The following is a 15,582-nucleotide window of genomic DNA, read 5'->3' as shown; positions in this document are numbered from 1 at the left end:
AGAACATGATGCAGATTGGCATTGTTGGACTGGGCAGAATGGGCGGCAACATTGCCGTCCGCCTGACACGGTACGGGCACGACGTTATTGTTTATGACCGCGATACCGCAATGGTGGAAAAAACTGTTGCCCGCGCAGAAGCCGGTCGTGCTGTTGCCGCCACCAACCTTGCCGATGTGGTGGAAAAGCTGAACGGACCCAAAAAAATTGTATGGTCCATGCTTCCGGCTGGGGCCATTACGGAAGAAACCGTAATGGCCTTGGCTGGCTTGATGCAAAAAGGCGATATCGTTATTGATGGTGGCAACACCTATTACAAGGATGATATCCGCCGCGCCAAATTACTGGCTGAAAAAGGCATCGATTACATTGATGTCGGCACATCTGGCGGTGTGTGGGGTTTGGACCGTGGCTACTGCATGATGTATGGCGGCCCGCGTGAAGCCGCTGACTATATTGACCCCATTCTGACCTCTCTGGCCCCGGGAATTGGTGACATTCCACGCACCTCTGGCCGTGATCGTGCAGATCTCGACCCCCGTGCAGAGCAAGGTTACCTTTACTGTGGCCCTGCCGGATCAGGCCATTTTGTTAAAATGGTTCATAACGGTATTGAATACGGCATGATGCAGGCCTTTGCTGAGGGCTTTGACGTGATGTACCGCAAGGACTCACCGCTGCTGGCAGAAGATGAACGCTTCTCCCTCAACATGGCAGATATTGCCGAAGTCTGGCGCCGTGGCAGCGTTGTATCTTCCTGGTTGCTGGACCTTACCGCGCAAGCTCTGGCCAAAAATGGTGAGCTTTCTGAATTCAGCGGTGAAGTAAGTGATTCTGGTGAAGGCCGCTGGACAATTGAAGCCGCTATTGAAGAATCTGTGCCTGTACCGGTTATGACAGCCGCACTGTTCACGCGCTTCCGTTCACGCAGTGGCAATACATTTGCAGAAAAAGTGCTATCTGCCATGCGCTTTGGCTTTGGTGGCCACGTAGAAAACAAGAACTAAAATAACGCTTTAAACACAAGGTTAGGAGTCGGGAAGTATGACAGATAACGGACAGAACGGACTCAACCCGGGCCGTCCGCCTGCCTCCCGCATCCGCCTTGTTGTGTCTGATATGGATGGCACGTTGCTTACGCCTGAAAAACAGGTCACGCGCCATAGCATTGCCGCTATCCAAACTCTCAAACAGGCCGGTGTGCCTGTTTGTCTTGTCAGCAGCCGCCCTCCGGGTGGAATGGAAATGTATTTTGATGTGCTGGGCCTGCACACGCCTTATGGCGCGCTAAACGGTGGCACCATTTTTAATGCAGACCGCACAATCCGCTCTCGCCTTTCATTAGACCCAGAAGCAGTTCAGGAAACACTGGATATGCTGAAGGTGCATGACATTGAGGCTTGGCTGTTCCGTGGGCACGAATGGTTAGTAACCAATGCAACCGGCGCTTACGTAGAACCCGAAGCAAAAGCCGTGCGTATGACGCCCACAGCAGTGCCATCGTTTGATGATTACCGGCAGGATGTTGGCAAGGTAACTGGATCTTCTGCTGATTATGAAGCTTTGATGCGTCAGGAGTTGGAGATCGGGCAATTGCTTGAAGGCCGGGCTAGCGTGGCCCGCTCCTGCCAATGCTTTTTAGATATCACCCCCAAAGATGCCAACAAGGGCTATGCCCTGCGCCAATTGGCCAGCTTTTATAATATCCCCATAGAAGAAGTGGCCTGCATTGGGGATATGAACAACGATGTGCCCATGCTCTCCATTGGTGGGCTTTCTATCGCCATGGGGCAGTCAAAACCGGAAGTGGCAGAAACGGCACATTTCGTAACCGCGCCCAATTCGGAAGATGGCTGGGCCAAAGCTATAGAACAATTTGTATTGCCCCGTGTGGCTCCTCTTTCAGACTCCTCGGCAGGAAAGACAGTATCGTGACAGAACAGAATACCGCCACCGGTGCCCTGCACATTTCTGCAACACGAGACAGCCTGATGCATGATCTGGCTGATTGGCTTGTAAAGCAGACACTACAGCGCCCGGAAGCACCTTTCCGCATTGCCCTTAGTGGAGGCAGCACACCGCAGCACCTTTACCGTCTGATGACAGAAGAACCCTATGTCAGTCGCTTTCCGTGGCAGCGCATGCAGTTTTTTCTGGGGGATGACAGATTTGTGCCGCACGATCATGCAGACAGCAATTATGGCATGATGCGCCGCCTGCTGTTTTCCCGCGTGCCTGTGCCCGCAGAAAACATTTTTCCTATGCCAGATAAAGGCACAGCGGAGCAGGCTGCCAAGGAATATGAAGCAACCCTGAAACAGATATATCGGGGGGATGCTCTTCAGGCAGGCAAACCTCTTTTTGACGTAAACCTACTGGGCTTGGGCACAGATGGCCATACAGCCTCACTTTTCCCCGATCAACCGGTGTTACAGGAACGTACTGCATGGGTTGCCCCTTGCGTGCCCCCTGTTGCCCCTCACACACGCCTGACACTGACATACCCGGCCATTCATGCCAGCCGGTATGTTATTTTTCTGGTAGAAGGGGCTGATAAAAAAGAAGCCGTTACCCGCGTAAGAGCCCAGGACCCCGCCTGCCCCGCCAGCGCCGTTACCAGTGCAGGAGATCTGATCTGGTTTTTAGATCAGCCAGCCGCTCCAGCACCGCAGAACTAACAGGATACAAACAGGCATGACCGCAACACCGCCCGACCCCGCCGCTGCCTTTAAACAGCAGGCTGCCATCAAGGCCGCATCCCTTGTGCAGGATGGCATGGCAGTTGGCCTTGGCACGGGTTCTACCACCAAATTTGTTGTTTCTGAACTCGGCCGCCGTGTGCGGGAAGAAGGGCTGCGTATCTGTGCCATTCCCACATCCAGCGCTACAGAAAAGCAGGCCAAAGAAGAAGGTATTCCCCTCACCACTTTTGGGGAACATCCTGAACTCGATATCGCCATAGACGGGGCAGATGAAATTGACCCCTGCACCCTGAACCTTATCAAAGGGTTGGGTGGTGCACTATTGTGGGAAAAAATAGTCGCCTCTGCCGCAAAGCAGTTTGTTGTGGTGGCCGATGCTAGCAAATATGTAGAGCATCTGGGTGCAAAATGCCCCTTGCCGGTAGAGGTTATTCCTTTTGGCTGGGAAAATGTTGCACGCCAGTTAGGCGTATTGGGCGCGCATGTCACGCCACGGCGTAACCGTGATGGCTCTTTCTATCTGACTGATGAGAAAAACCTGATCATGGATTGCGTATTTGGCCCCATGATGGAGCCCGAAAAACTGGGCCGCTCCATTCTGGAAATTGTTGGCGTGGTTGAACACGGACTGTTCCTGCATATGGCATGCCAGACCATTACTGCGGGGCCAGAAGGCATACGCGTCTTAACTCCGCAACAGGATTAAAATATCACCAATGCCACAGAATGCTTCTGCCTCCCCCACAGACAGCACACTCTCTACCCAACCGGCGGCACAGGGTATTACCCGGCATCTGCTAGTTGTTATGGGCGTATGCGGGTCTGGCAAAAGCACTGTGGCAGAGGGACTGCATAATGAGTTGGGATGGCCTTGGCTGGATGCAGACAGCCTGCACGCTCCCTCCAATATTGAAAAAATGGCCCAGGGCATTCCGCTCACAGATGAAGACCGCCAAGGCTGGCTCACACGATGCCATGCTTGGTTGGCAGAAAAACAAAAAGCCGAAACAGGAGGTATTCTTGCCTGTTCTGCTCTCCGCCGTGTTTACCGTGATCAACTCCGGCAAGATGGCGTAAAACCTTTATTTATCTATTTAAGCGCAGATACTTCTATTTTATCACAAAGGCTGAAAAATCGGCCAGATCACTTCATGCCAACCTCTTTACTTCCCAGCCAGATACAAACATTGGAACCACCGCAGGCAGATGAGCAAGCACTTACTTTTTCCGTGCTGCCTGAACCGGCCGAAGTGATTGCTGAAATTCTAACACGCTTGAGAACTCTTCCCTCCAACATGTAAACGGCTACGGGAGAAGATAATGGGACATAATTACGCTAAACCGCTTACATCCGGGCAGAAAATGGAGCGCTTGCTCGCACGTATTCCACCGGGCTGGCACATTGCTTTGGAGCGTCAGACTGGTGATGCCTCATGGCGCGCTCTCACACATGCACCGGATAAGGAAGGAAGCTGGAGCGCCCCTCATGCAGACCCAGCAGATGCGCTGGAAGAAGCGTGGCGCAACAATCGCTCTGTGCTTGTATAATTTTTGCACGGAGTACGGCAGTTACCGCACTGCTTTTTCCGACGTCACCTTACGGTAAGGTTTACCGGTTAGACTATTGATCCTTACCTTACGGGGTGGTTTAGGCATTTCATCTGGTACAACGTGGCATGGCACCCCTTCGGCCTGCCGTGCTTTTGCAAAGCGTTGAGCATGTGAAAGCTGAGATGCCTGATAAAGCAGCTTATCCCCCAGCATAACCTTGTGCTTACGCACGATATTTCCCCCTAATAGCTCACCATATCCGTAGCAACATGGTGCTTGTGGTGCATCTATCTGTATCCTATCGTATATAAAAAACAGGATACGCCCCATGCCTTCATTACTGACACGCCTTTGCTGCTCTACCCTACTCATTGCAGGTTTTAGCTCTTTTGCAGTCCCTTCCGTCATGGCGCGTAGCGTTACGGATATGAGTGGGCATACTGTTGAGATCAAGGACGACCACCCACCCATTGCAGGCTTATGGTTTGCTCATAACGAAATTTCTGTCATGCTAGGGGCGGCAGATCGCATCCGGGTTTCTGCTGAGAACCCAGTAGATAGCCCTTGGTTGTTCAAGGTGGCGCCTGTCATGAAAAATGCCCATACCGGCGTGCGGCCTGATACCGCCAGCGCAGAAAATCTGCTGGCTCTCAACATCGGTCTGGCTTTTGTACCAACAGCCGCAAAGGCAGAAGAGCTGCGCAGAATGGGTGTGCCCACTTTATGTGCAGAATATACAACTCTGCCGCAAATGCTGAAATCCATGGACATGACAGCCCAAGCACTGGATACGTCAGAAGCCTCCAAGGCTGCTCAGTCTTACAAACAGGACATGGAAGCAACGCTTAAGCAATTAAGCACTCGCTTGGCCAATGTGCCAGCCAAAGATCGCCCACGTGTTTTGCATATTGCGCGCCTGAACCCGTTGCAGATTGATGGCACAGACACGCTGATAGATGCTTGGATACAAACCGCTGGCGGGCTAAATGCCGCTACGGTTAGCGGTAACCATCGGCCTGTTTCTTTTGAGCAGATTGCTGTGTGGAACCCGGATGTTATTATTATTGGCGCTTCCACAGGCATGCCTAATGCGGCTTCTCCTCTAAAATCTCTGACCGCTTTCAAAAACGGGCGGGCATGGATAAACCCACGAGGCGTATTTGCATGGGACAGATACGGTGCGGAGGAACTGCTACAACTCCAATGGGTTGCGCAAAAACTGCACCCAGACCTTTTTACAGATACGGATATGCACAAGGCCACACAGGCCTTTTATCGCAAGTTCTTCCATTACTCTTTAACAGATCAGGAAGCTGATCTTATTTTGGCAGGAAAACCGCCCGCTCTATAACCAGCATGCACCATATTTCATAAAAGTGCATGACACTTATGTGATGTGTTGGACGTTGCTTAGCCGTCCTGTTATGTCCGATCCATGACAGGACTGCTGGACCACCTGCGCACTCATAAAACGCCTGCACGCCTTTTGCTGACCTTACGCGCCTTAGTGCGTACGGATTCTCTGTGGCTTGTTGTGCTGGCTGTTCTGATTGGTTTGCTCGCCGGTGCTGCTGTCAGCCTTATGACCAAAGCAACCTTTCTGGTTCATCAGATTCTGGCTCCCGGTCATTCCCGGCTTTCTGGCCTGCAACATATTACACCTCTACACGCCCTGCTGGTTCCTACCTTCGGAGGGTTGTTGCTTGGGTTATGGAACCTTGCCCTTACCCGCCAGCGCCATCGGCCTGTAGACCCTATTGAGGCGAATGCCTTGCATGGTGGCCGTATGAACCTGAAAGACAGCCTGATTGTTGCCGGACAAACTGTTCTTTCAAACGGTTGCGGTGCTTCTATTGGGCTAGAAGCCGGTTTCAGCCAGATTGGAGCCGCATTTGGCTCTCGCATTGGGCGGAACCTCCGCATGCACCGTGCAGATATACGCTTGTTGGTAGGGTGTGGTGCGGCAGGCGCTATTGGTGCTGCGTTTGATGCCCCACTGGCGGGGGCTTTTTACGCATTTGAACTGGTTATTGGCTCCTACGCCTTTCCCCTACTTGCGCCTGTGGCCTGCGCATCTCTTTGTGCTTTAGCTGTTGTGCATCTTGCTGGGGCTAATCTGCCCGAACTCTCTCTTACATTGCCACAAGCCATTCCACCGCTGGCATATCCGTTTCTCATACTGCTGGGCATTGCCACGGCCCTTATTGGCGTTGGGCTGATGAAAAGCGTGACGCTTACAGAATCCCTTTTCCGTCGTATTTTACCTCCGCTATGGCTACGTCCGGCAGTGGGTGGATTACTGGTTGGGTTGCTGGCCCTGATTTCTCCGTCTGTACTGTCTTCTGGGCATATGGCCATGCGGGAAGGGCTGATGATGCCGCCTGCATTATGGTTGGCCGTAGGGCTACTACTACTTAAAGCCTTGGCTTCTACCATTTCCATCGGCAGTGGATTTCGTGGTGGGCTCTTTTTTGCATCGCTCTATCTGGGCGTTCTCACTGGTGCAGCCTTTACTGGGCTTACTGCACCTTTTCTGCCTTTGCCTATTACACTTTGCACCGTTGCTGGCATGTGTGCATTGGCAACAACCATTATTGGCGGCCCCTTCACCATGATTCTGCTGGCGCTGGAAACAACGCACAGCGCCAATATGACAGCAGCCGTGGCGCTGGCGGCCATTACATCCTCACTCACCACACTGCGTATTTTTGGTTACTCCTTCACCACGTAGCGCTTTCACCTGCGTGGAGAAAACATTCGCTCTGGCGTAGATGTGGGCTGGATGCGTACGCTCACTGTGGGGCAAATGATGCGCACACAGGTCGATACCCTAGTTGCTGAAACGCCTGTGGCCGAAGCACGCACTGCATTTATGGGGCGAGCACCCCGCTACATTGTTGTGCTGGATAGACAGCGCCACTGCATGGGCTTGGTTGAGTATGCGCAAGTCCAATCCATGACAACGTCTTCCCATCAACCCTTACAAAATCTTCTGCCCCCCGACAGCATGGTTCTGGCGCCGGAAGACAGTCTCTCCCGCGCTTTAACTGCATTTGAACGCACAGGTTTGCCTGCCTTGGCTGTTACAGATACAGACCACAATGTGCTTGGTATACTGAGTGAGCGTTACGTTTTGCGCCGGTATGCAGAAGAACTGGAACGCACCCGCCGAGAACTCGCCGGAGAAAAACACCGGCGCTAGCACATCACAAACAAGAGAAAACTGTTAATTATAGCGTGGACGTGAAGTTGCATACGTTATCCATACTGTATGCAGCCACGTTAAACGTTTTTGCTTAACCACCACAGACGGCGGAATTATCTATGCCTGCTCCCTCCCTTCTGCCTTCCACCATGAAAGCCATCTGCTTTACGCAAACAGGTGCGCCGAATGTTTTGCACCTGGAAACCATTCAGGTTCCACAGCCAGGCCGAGGCGAAGTGCTGATACGTGTGATGGCTGCTGGCGTAAACCGGCCAGATATCATGCAGCGCAAAGGGCTTTATCCACCTCCGCCCGGAGCCAGCCCAAGATTAGGGCTGGAAATAGCAGGGGAAGTTGTTGCACACGGTCTACCGCAAGATGGCGTAACAATGCCTGCCATAGGAAGCCGCATATGCGCCCTAGCAAATGGGGGCGGATATGCAGAATATTGTCTTGTACCTGCTGGGCAATGTTTGCCTTGGCCAGAAGGTTTTAATGCCATAGAGGCAGCCGCCCTACCGGAAACTTTTTTTACCGTGTGGTCCAACCTTTTTATGCCCACCATGTTGCCCAAAGATGCACGCGTATTGATTCATGGTGGCAGTAGCGGCATTGGCACAACGGCTATTCAGCTTGTTAAAGCTTTTGGTGGCACGCCTTTTGCAACAGCCGGAACGGATGAAAAATGCGCTCTGTGCGAACAACTGGGCGCAAAAGCCATTAACTACAAGACGGAAGACTTTGCCGAACGCATTGCGGAACTCACCAAAGGCGAAGGCGTAAATGTTATTCTTGATATGGTGGGGGGCCCCTATTTTGAGCGAAATCTCAAAAGCCTCGCCTTCGATGGCAAACTCATCATTATCGCACTGCAAGGTGGCGCAAAGGCCGAACAGGCCAATCTGGTTCGGATTATGACACATCGGCTTATTGTAACAGGCAGTACGTTGCGCCCACGTGATAGCGCCAGCAAAGCCCGCATTGCACAAGACCTTAAGGCAAAAGTTTGGCCTTTGCTGACCAACCGCACAATACGCCCTCTTATCCATCAAACTTTCCCATTGGCGCAGGCTGCATCTGCACATCAGGCAATGGAGGATGGGCACCATTTGGGTAAAATTATCCTAACAGTCGATTCTCTTGCAGTATAAAATTGCTTTTATACTAGGCATCCTTCAGGCGCTTTAGACCAAGACCTTCTAGGCGCCTGAAAAGACTATCTTCCCACCCCAACATAGGTATGCGGCGTTTGCGGCACTTGACCAAGTGCGCATCTTCAAGAATTTTGACGCCTCATGGAAACACCATCCACCCTTCCCTCATCTGTTCTGGCGGACCGGCTTGCTGCCGTTCGCCAGAATATTGACGCAGCAGCACACGCAGCAGGCCGGGATTCCGCCTCTGTTACGCTGGTTGCCGTTTCCAAATTCCATCCGCTTTCCAGCGTGCAGGAAGCCCTTGCCGCAGGCCAGCGTGTGTTTGGAGAAAACCGGGTGCAGGAAGCCGCCAGCAAGTTTCCCGCCCTGCGGGCAACTTATCCTGATCTCCGATTACACCTGATTGGCGGCCTGCAAACAAACAAAGCGCGTGATGCGGTACGCATTGCCGATGTGATAGAAAGCTTGGATCGGCCGGAACTGGCAGAAGCTCTGGCCAAAGCAGCCGATAAAGAAGGCCGTCTGCCTGAGTTGTTGATTGAGGTCAACACAGGTGATGAGCCCCAGAAATTTGGCGTCCCGCGTGAAAAAGCAGATAACTTTATCCGCACCTGCCGCCAGCAGTTTGGGAACAAACTGCAAGGGCTGATGTGCATTCCGCCCGCCACGCAAGACCCAGTGCCGCATTTCAGGCTTTTGCGCAGTATGGCGCAGGAACATGGGCTTCCTGTTATTTCCATGGGAATGTCTGCTGATTACCCACAGGCCATTGCCGAAGAGGCAACTCTTGTGCGTGTTGGCACCGCAATTTTCGGTCCGCGGCCACCTTCTCCCTGATTTTCATTTTCTGGGTGGAGGCCAGTATGCCTTGCTTCCACCTATCTGCGCCCTTTATGCAGGGCGAACGGGGCAACGTGCCCCCGCAAGACTGACGTGGAGCCAGAGACACCATGACTGACCCCGCCAACAAATCGGCTGGTTCTCCCCCTACAGGAGATCAGCCGCATGTGGCTTCAGCGCCGGAACCGCGGCGCATTACGGAATTTGACGCCGATCAACCGCAGCACGCTGCCGCCCCTGTTGGCTTTGCCGCACTGCTGGGTGTGTTGGGCGTTGTGTATGGTGATATCGGCACCAGCCCACTTTACGCTTTCCGCTCTACTGTAGAAGTTATCTCCGGCCACCATCAGGTCGCTCCATGGGAGATTCTGGGCGTTGCCAGCCTGATTTTCTGGACACTAATCCTGATTGTCACGGTCAAATACGTCATTCTGATCATGCGGGCGGACCATAATGGTGAGGGCGGTATCCTTGCCATTATGTCTCTGGCTCAGCGCGTAGTCGTCAACCAGAGAACCCGATGGATATTAGGGTTGGTTGGTATTGTGGGGGCCTGTCTGTTTTTTGGTGATGGCATTATTACCCCTGCCATTTCCGTGCTTTCTGCCATTGAAGGCGTGGAAGTAAGCGTGCCCGCAGCGCATGATTTTGTGATACCCGTAGCCATATTGGTGATTATCAGCCTGTTCAGTGTGCAATGGATTGGCACAGGCAAAGTTGGCACCATATTTGGGCCAATCATGCTGCTGTGGTTTGGCACGCTGGGCGTGCTGGGGGTGATGGAAATTCTGCATCATCCAGCTATTCTGATGGCGCTTTCACCCACCTACGCGCTAGAATTCATTTTTTACCACGGCAAGCTTTCTTTCCTTGCCCTTGGCTCTGTCGTGTTGTGCGTAACCGGAGCAGAAGCTCTGTATGCCGATATGGGCCATTTTGGCCGTGCCCCTATCCGTTATGCATGGCTCTTCTTTGTATTGCCCATGTTAGTGCTGAACTACTTTGGACAGGCCGCACTGGTTATTTCTGACCCCAAAGCTCTGGCAAATCCCTTCTTTCTGCTGTGTCCACATTGGATGCAGGGACCAATGGTGGTGCTTTCCACCTTTGCCACCGTTATTGCCAGTCAGGCCGGCATTTCCGGCGGCTTTTCCATCTGCCGCCAGTTGATCCAGCTAGGCTATATGCCCCGGCTGCGCATTACCCACACCAATGCGGAAGAAGAAGGTCAGATTTATCTGCCAGACTTCAACCGCTTCCTCGCCGTAGGGGCAGTTCTGCTGGTGGTAGCCTTCCGCAGTTCCGATGCCTTGGCCTCCGCCTATGGTATTGCGGTAACAGGCACGTTTATCTGCACTTCCGTTCTGGCCATTGTGGTTTTCCACCGTCACTTCAACTGGCCTGCATGGAAAGTGGGAGCCATATTTGGCGGCTTCCTCCTGCTGGACAGCACCTTCTTTGCTGCCAACGCCCTTAAAATTCCTGATGGCGGTTGGGTGCCGGTGCTGCTTGGCTGTGTGCTGACCCTGATGATGACCACATGGAAAAAAGGCCGCAGCCTTATTATTGCCCGCCAGCGGCAAGACAGCCTGCCCATGGGGTCCTTCATTGCCCGGCTTCCGCAGTCCCGCATCATTCGTGTGCCCGGCATGGCTGTGTTCATGACCAGCACGCCCGACTTTGTGCCCCCGTGCCTGCTGCATAATCTGCGCCATAACAAAATCCTGCATGATCACGTGCTTTTCGTAACCGTGCAGAACTTGGATCAGCCAGAAGCAGAACGCGGCCACCGTGTGGCTGTGGAAGAACTGGCGCCAGATATCTACCGCATTGTGCTGCGCTACGGGTTTATGGAAATGCCCAACATCCCCCGCGCGCTGGAAGAACTGAAAGCGAACGGCGTGGATTTTGATGCTCTTCAGGCATCCTATTTCACATCCCGCGAACTCATTACCCGCTCTTCTGTTCCCCGCATGTCGCGCTGGAGAATGTCTATCTTCCTGTTCATGCTCCGCAACTCTACTTCCAGCATGGAATTCTTCCGTATTCCGCCGGATCGTGTTGTGGAACTGGGTGTGAAAGTGGCTATCTGATACTGTGGAACAGGACGCACTCGCTCTTTATATTCACTGGCCTTTTTGTTTGGCCAAATGCCCGTACTGTGATTTCAACTCACACGTACGGGCAGAAATTCCACAGGTGCGCTTTGCGCAGGCACTCCGCACGGAGCTTGCGCATGAGGCAAATCGTTTAGGCCGCCGCCGCCTAACATCTATCTTTTTTGGTGGCGGCACACCCTCACTTATGGCCCCGCAAACCGTCGCGAACCTGATAGATGATGCCACATCTCTCTTTGATGCCGCTCCCAATCTTGAAATTACACTGGAAGCCAACCCAACCAGTGTAGAAGCTGAAAGGCTGAAAGATTTTAGGCAGGCCGGAATCAACCGTGTTTCCCTCGGCATTCAGGCCCTGAATGATGAGGCTTTGCATTTTTTGGGCCGGCAGCATTCCGCCACGCAAGCTTTAGCTGCGCTGGAACTGGCCCGCTCATTGTTCCCCCGTATTACGTTTGACCTGATTTACGCCCGCCCCAACCAGAGCGTGGCTGCATGGAAAACGGAGCTAGAGACAGCACTGCAACTGGTGGCAGATCATGTCTCGCTCTATCAATTAACCATTGAACCCGGTACCAAGTTTGAAGCCCTTTACCGGCAAGGCAGTTTTAGCCTGCCTGATGAGGAAACAGCCGCCGCACTTTATGAAACAACAACGGCAATTACGCACGCACATGGGCTGAATGCGTATGAGGTTTCCAACTACGCCAAACCGGGCAGTGAAAGCCGCCATAACCTGACATACTGGCATTACGGTGATTATCTGGGACTTGGCCCCGGCGCACATGGGCGCATTACGCTGAATGGCCAGCTTTATGCCACACGCAGACACCGCGCCCCCGAACCATGGGCCGAGCTTGTGGAACGCACAAGTTCAGGCCAGACATCTCAGGAACCACTTGTGCCGCAAGAACGTGCCCGAGAAATGTTGCTGATGGGCCTGCGTTTACAGGAAGGCATTGCACTCAGCCACTTTCAGGCACGCACAGGTCTACAACTGATAGAAACCCTAGACCCAGTTATTCTGGCTGCTGCAGTGGAAGAAGGCTACCTTATCCAAACTTCCACCCATTTATACGCCACAGAAGAAGGCCGATTACGGCTAGAAGCCCTACTACACGCACTGGTGCTTTGAAAATAGAACCTTGTCTGACGTAAGTAACGCACTACATTGGAGAAATGCTTAATCTGATCAAGCTGGCTGTGGGTGTTGAATCGCTCGAAGATCTGACTGAACGGCTGAAACAGCCCTTCAATACCCGCGCCCATCCAGATTATGATACTCCCCTACCCGTGGTGCACACACGCTCTTTTCCTAAACAAAAAGATGCCCTTTTGGATGGTGGTTCGCTTTACCGCGTCATCAACGAGCTTATTCTGTGCCGACAGCCCATTCTGGATATTCAAACCACAACACGGGCTGATGGCACACAGGGCACGCTTATCTTACTTTCTCCCAAGATCATTCCTGTCCAACCTCGCGCCATACGGCCATTTCAAGGGTGGCGCTACCTGCAAGGCCAAGATGCACCAGCAGATTTGCAGAGCACTGAAACACAGCCCGTAGGCTTACCCCTTTCCCTGCAGAAAAAGCTGTTAGAACTCGGCCTCTGATATCCTCCCTACCCCCTGCGAATAACAGCGTGGCCAGTGTATGGAAGACCACAAAATTTCATCTGCCCCAACTCAATCAAGCACGATGCATACACACCATTGGACTGCTGAATAACAGCCCTGCCTGTATAGGGCACAGCACAGAATGTGATGTTTCCTGCTGTAATGGAACATCTATAATATTTGTCGCTTTCCGGCATTAAAGGCAGTACGGCTTGCCCTGTAAAAGGCATGCCACAAAATACAGGATGGCCAGCCGAAAGCTGGCAATCCGCAACATTATGCATGATGCCTTGCCCCAATGCGGCTGTAGGGAACCCAAGACAGAAAACCACTAGGGCCTGTTAGCACTTGATCCAGTCTGCGGCTGCAGCGATGTGTATGACGGCCAGGAACGACGCTGCGGTTTTCTCGTATCTGGTTGCAACAGCACGCCACTCCTTGAGACGGGCCCAGAGGTTCTCGACCAGGTGCCGACACCGATAGACCCATCTGGGGCAGGCAACCGGCGCATCGCGTCGTTTTGCGGGAATGGCCGGTCGGGCTCCCATGTCCCAGATACGTTCACGGAAGGCGTCCGAGGCATAGCCCTTGTCCGCCACCACCCACAAAGGAATGGCGGGAAGGCTATCGAGCATATCTGGAGCCAGCGGCAGTTCATGGGCCTGGCCGGGCGCCAGGGCAAAACCAACAGCCTTTCCATGCCCGTCTGCTATCACGCAGACTTTTGTGCCATAGCCGCCGCGAGAGCGGCCAAGTGCTTCACGATGGTCTCGCTCTTCAAAAGAGCCCCCTTTTTTGGGGCTCCCGCCGCCTTGTGGTGAGCTCTGATATTCGTGCCATCCAGAAAAGTCATGCCGAGTGCTACTCCCTGTTGTTCCTGAACCAGTGCGAGCAGGCGTTCCCACACACCCAGCTTCGCCCAGCGGATGAAAAGCTGCGCCGCTCGCCACCATGGACCCAGTTCAGCGGGGATGCTCCGCCATTTCGCGCCATTCTCATGACGCCAGAAAATTGCTGCTATCGTACGCCGCAGATCATGTGGCGGCGTCTTGCCCCTTGGGCGAACCGCCTCAATCAGAGGTTCCCAGATCGCCCATGTCTCGTCCGTAAAGGTGCCTGTTCTGTCTCCTTCTTCCATCCCTACAATATGGGAAGAAATTCAAGATCTAACAGGCCCTAGACCTTTTATAAAATGCGTGGCTTGCATGCGTTTGCTGCCCTTAATTGGTATTTGTATCATGCCAATTGAGCCTGAATGATCATTCAGCAATCTGGCTGCATAGTATGGAATGATGATTTTTTCAAAAACCTCCGTAAAAGTCCATTTCCTGCCTTGACGCCCCTTAGCAATATCTCTACAAAGCGCCTCAACACAGCCTCTTGTCCCGTTCGTCTAGAGGCCTAGGACACCGCCCTTTCACGGCGGCAACACGGGTTCGAATCCCGTACGGGACGCCAAGTCTTTAGAAAGACTTATAGGCAAATTATTCAATAATAATATTATATTTTTTGATTCTTATTGCATCTATGCACAAGCTGCCACAGCAAAATACACTGTGCATGATTTCGCTATCAGCCTTGTTCTGCACAGTTCTGATGCAACAATACTTGAAAAAATACCCTACAAAGCAGCGTAAGCAACAATCTGTCTATACGCTGCAATGCTGGTAGTTTTAAAACGTTGCTCTCTCAAATCGCAATATTGGCGCGCACTTCTTCTGCGTCCATTTCTGCAACTTGCCCAGAAAGTATGATTTTGCCCCTATCCATAACCTCTACGGTATCGGCAAGGTTAAATGCAAAATCAAAGTATTGTTCCACTAACACAATGGCCATATCTCCACGGTCTCGCAACATAGAGATAATGGTGCCAATATCCTTGATAATATTGGGTTGAATACCTTCTGTTGGTTCATCCAACACCAAAAGCCGCGGACGAATAATAAGGGCACGCGCAATAGCCAATTGCTGCTGCTGCCCTCCTGATAGATCTCCTCCGCGCCGATCAAGCATTTTTTCCAAAACAGGAAACAGCTCAAAAACTTCGTCTGGTATTTTTCTATCACGTCGCTTTAGAAGGCCAAATCCTGTTTCAAGATTTTCACGCACACTCAACAAGGGAAAAATATCGCGCCCTTGAGGCACTGTCGCGATACCTCGCCTTGCACGATCATAAGCAGAGAGGTTTGTAATATCCTCCTCCTCCCACAAGATCTTACCTGAACTCACAGCATGCATGCCCGTAATGGCGCGCATGAGGCTAGTTTTACCAACCCCGTTACGCCCCAGCACACATGTCACTTTACCTGCACATGCTTCTAACGAGACACCCCGCAAAGCAATTGCAGCCCCATAATGCAGATGCACATCCTCAACCCTGAGCATAAGGACGC

At 52.6% G+C, this 15,582-nt stretch carries 15 protein-coding genes, 1 tRNA gene and 1 pseudogene; 14 read left to right on the top strand and 3 right to left on the bottom strand.

The annotated features are described in order from the left end of the window. Nucleotides 1–8: 8 nt before the first annotated feature. From gnd to A4S02_RS00255, 6 genes are read left to right on the top strand one after another with little or no spacing between them, the layout of a single operon-like run. Entirely contained in the window at nt 9–1,007 is a 999-nt protein-coding gene (gene gnd / locus A4S02_RS00280) for a phosphogluconate dehydrogenase (NAD(+)-dependent, decarboxylating) (protein WP_070322598.1), read from the top strand. A gap of 37 nt (nt 1,008–1,044) precedes the next feature. Then, on the top strand, nt 1,045–1,935 hold the full coding sequence (locus A4S02_RS00275) for an HAD family hydrolase (protein ID WP_019087881.1): 891 nt from the start codon (nt 1,045–1,047) through the stop codon (nt 1,933–1,935). Beyond that, on the top strand, nt 1,932–2,678 hold the full coding sequence (gene pgl, locus A4S02_RS00270; protein ID WP_070322597.1) for a 6-phosphogluconolactonase: 747 nt from the start codon (nt 1,932–1,934) through the stop codon (nt 2,676–2,678). Before A4S02_RS00275 ends, pgl begins: the two co-directional genes overlap by 4 nt. A 16-nt stretch (nt 2,679–2,694) precedes the next feature. Beyond that, nucleotides 2,695–3,408: a ribose-5-phosphate isomerase RpiA gene (rpiA, locus tag A4S02_RS00265; RefSeq protein WP_070322596.1), complete on the top strand. Its 714-nt coding sequence runs from the start codon at nt 2,695–2,697 to the stop codon at nt 3,406–3,408. Between the two features lie 10 nt (nt 3,409–3,418). Next, nucleotides 3,419–4,003: a gluconokinase gene (locus tag A4S02_RS00260; RefSeq protein ID WP_019087878.1), complete on the top strand. Its 585-nt coding sequence runs from the start codon at nt 3,419–3,421 to the stop codon at nt 4,001–4,003. A 19-nt stretch (nt 4,004–4,022) separates the two neighbouring features. Then, nucleotides 4,023–4,250 carry a hypothetical protein gene (locus A4S02_RS00255; RefSeq protein ID WP_019087877.1) on the top strand — a complete coding sequence of 76 codons (228 nt, stop codon included), beginning with the start codon at nt 4,023–4,025 and terminating at the stop codon, nt 4,248–4,250. Nucleotides 4,251–4,271: 21 nt separating this feature from the next. Here A4S02_RS00255 and A4S02_RS00250 read toward each other — a convergent pair whose 3' ends face one another. Next, nucleotides 4,272–4,484, bottom strand: coding sequence for a hypothetical protein (locus A4S02_RS00250; RefSeq protein ID WP_026019186.1), 213 nt, complete (start codon nt 4,482–4,484; stop codon nt 4,272–4,274). A gap of 97 nt (nt 4,485–4,581) precedes the next feature. Between A4S02_RS00250 and A4S02_RS00245 the strand changes: the two genes are divergently transcribed. The 7 genes and pseudogenes from A4S02_RS00245 (at nt 4,582) to A4S02_RS00215 (ending at nt 13,186) form a co-directional block, all read left to right on the top strand. Next, nucleotides 4,582–5,604, top strand: a complete 1,023-nt coding sequence (locus tag A4S02_RS00245; protein ID WP_070322595.1) for an ABC transporter substrate-binding protein — start codon at nt 4,582–4,584, stop codon at nt 5,602–5,604. Nucleotides 5,605–5,688: 84 nt separating this feature from the next. Beyond that, nucleotides 5,689–7,455, top strand: a pseudogene (locus A4S02_RS00240) (chloride channel protein). Between the two features lie 122 nt (nt 7,456–7,577). Then, the gene (locus A4S02_RS00235) at nt 7,578–8,609 is read left to right on the top strand and encodes an NAD(P)H-quinone oxidoreductase (RefSeq protein WP_082246713.1); all 1,032 of its coding nucleotides are present in this window, start codon (nt 7,578–7,580) and stop codon (nt 8,607–8,609) included. Nucleotides 8,610–8,753: 144 nt separating this feature from the next. Next, entirely contained in the window at nt 8,754–9,452 is a 699-nt protein-coding gene (locus A4S02_RS00230; protein ID WP_070322594.1) for a YggS family pyridoxal phosphate-dependent enzyme, read from the top strand. A gap of 113 nt (nt 9,453–9,565) precedes the next feature. Further along, nucleotides 9,566–11,548, top strand: a complete 1,983-nt coding sequence (locus A4S02_RS00225; protein WP_070322593.1) for a potassium transporter Kup — start codon at nt 9,566–9,568, stop codon at nt 11,546–11,548. Between the two features lie 4 nt (nt 11,549–11,552). Continuing rightward, on the top strand, nt 11,553–12,707 hold the full coding sequence (gene hemW, locus A4S02_RS00220) for a radical SAM family heme chaperone HemW (RefSeq protein ID WP_070322592.1): 1,155 nt from the start codon (nt 11,553–11,555) through the stop codon (nt 12,705–12,707). A 44-nt stretch (nt 12,708–12,751) separates the two neighbouring features. Then, nucleotides 12,752–13,186 (top strand): DUF1489 family protein, encoded by a 435-nt coding sequence (locus A4S02_RS00215; RefSeq protein WP_070322591.1) that lies wholly within the window; start codon nt 12,752–12,754, stop codon nt 13,184–13,186. 344 nt (nt 13,187–13,530) lie between these two features. Here the strand turns inward: A4S02_RS00215 and A4S02_RS14665 are convergent. Further along, a protein-coding gene (locus tag A4S02_RS14665; RefSeq protein WP_198912025.1) for an IS5 family transposase occupies nt 13,531–14,327 on the bottom strand; the annotation gives its coding sequence in 2 pieces (ribosomal slippage) (nt 13,531–13,988 and nt 13,988–14,327; 798 coding nt in all). A gap of 244 nt (nt 14,328–14,571) precedes the next feature. Here A4S02_RS14665 and A4S02_RS00195 point away from each other — a divergent pair. Continuing rightward, a tRNA-Glu gene (locus A4S02_RS00195) sits at nt 14,572–14,647 on the top strand. 231 nt (nt 14,648–14,878) lie between these two features. On the opposite strand, the gene urtE is transcribed toward A4S02_RS00195, so the two are convergent. Further along, the gene (gene urtE / locus A4S02_RS00190; protein WP_070322589.1) at nt 14,879–15,574 is read right to left on the bottom strand and encodes an urea ABC transporter ATP-binding subunit UrtE; all 696 of its coding nucleotides are present in this window, start codon (nt 15,572–15,574) and stop codon (nt 14,879–14,881) included. Between the last annotated feature and the right edge of the window lie 8 nt (nt 15,575–15,582).

The sequence above is a fragment of the Acetobacter ascendens genome, assembly GCF_001766235.1.
Classification (GTDB): domain Bacteria; phylum Pseudomonadota; class Alphaproteobacteria; order Acetobacterales; family Acetobacteraceae; genus Acetobacter; species Acetobacter ascendens.
Note: the sequence above shows the minus strand (reverse complement) of the source record. Positions and strands in the feature narration are given on the sequence as shown.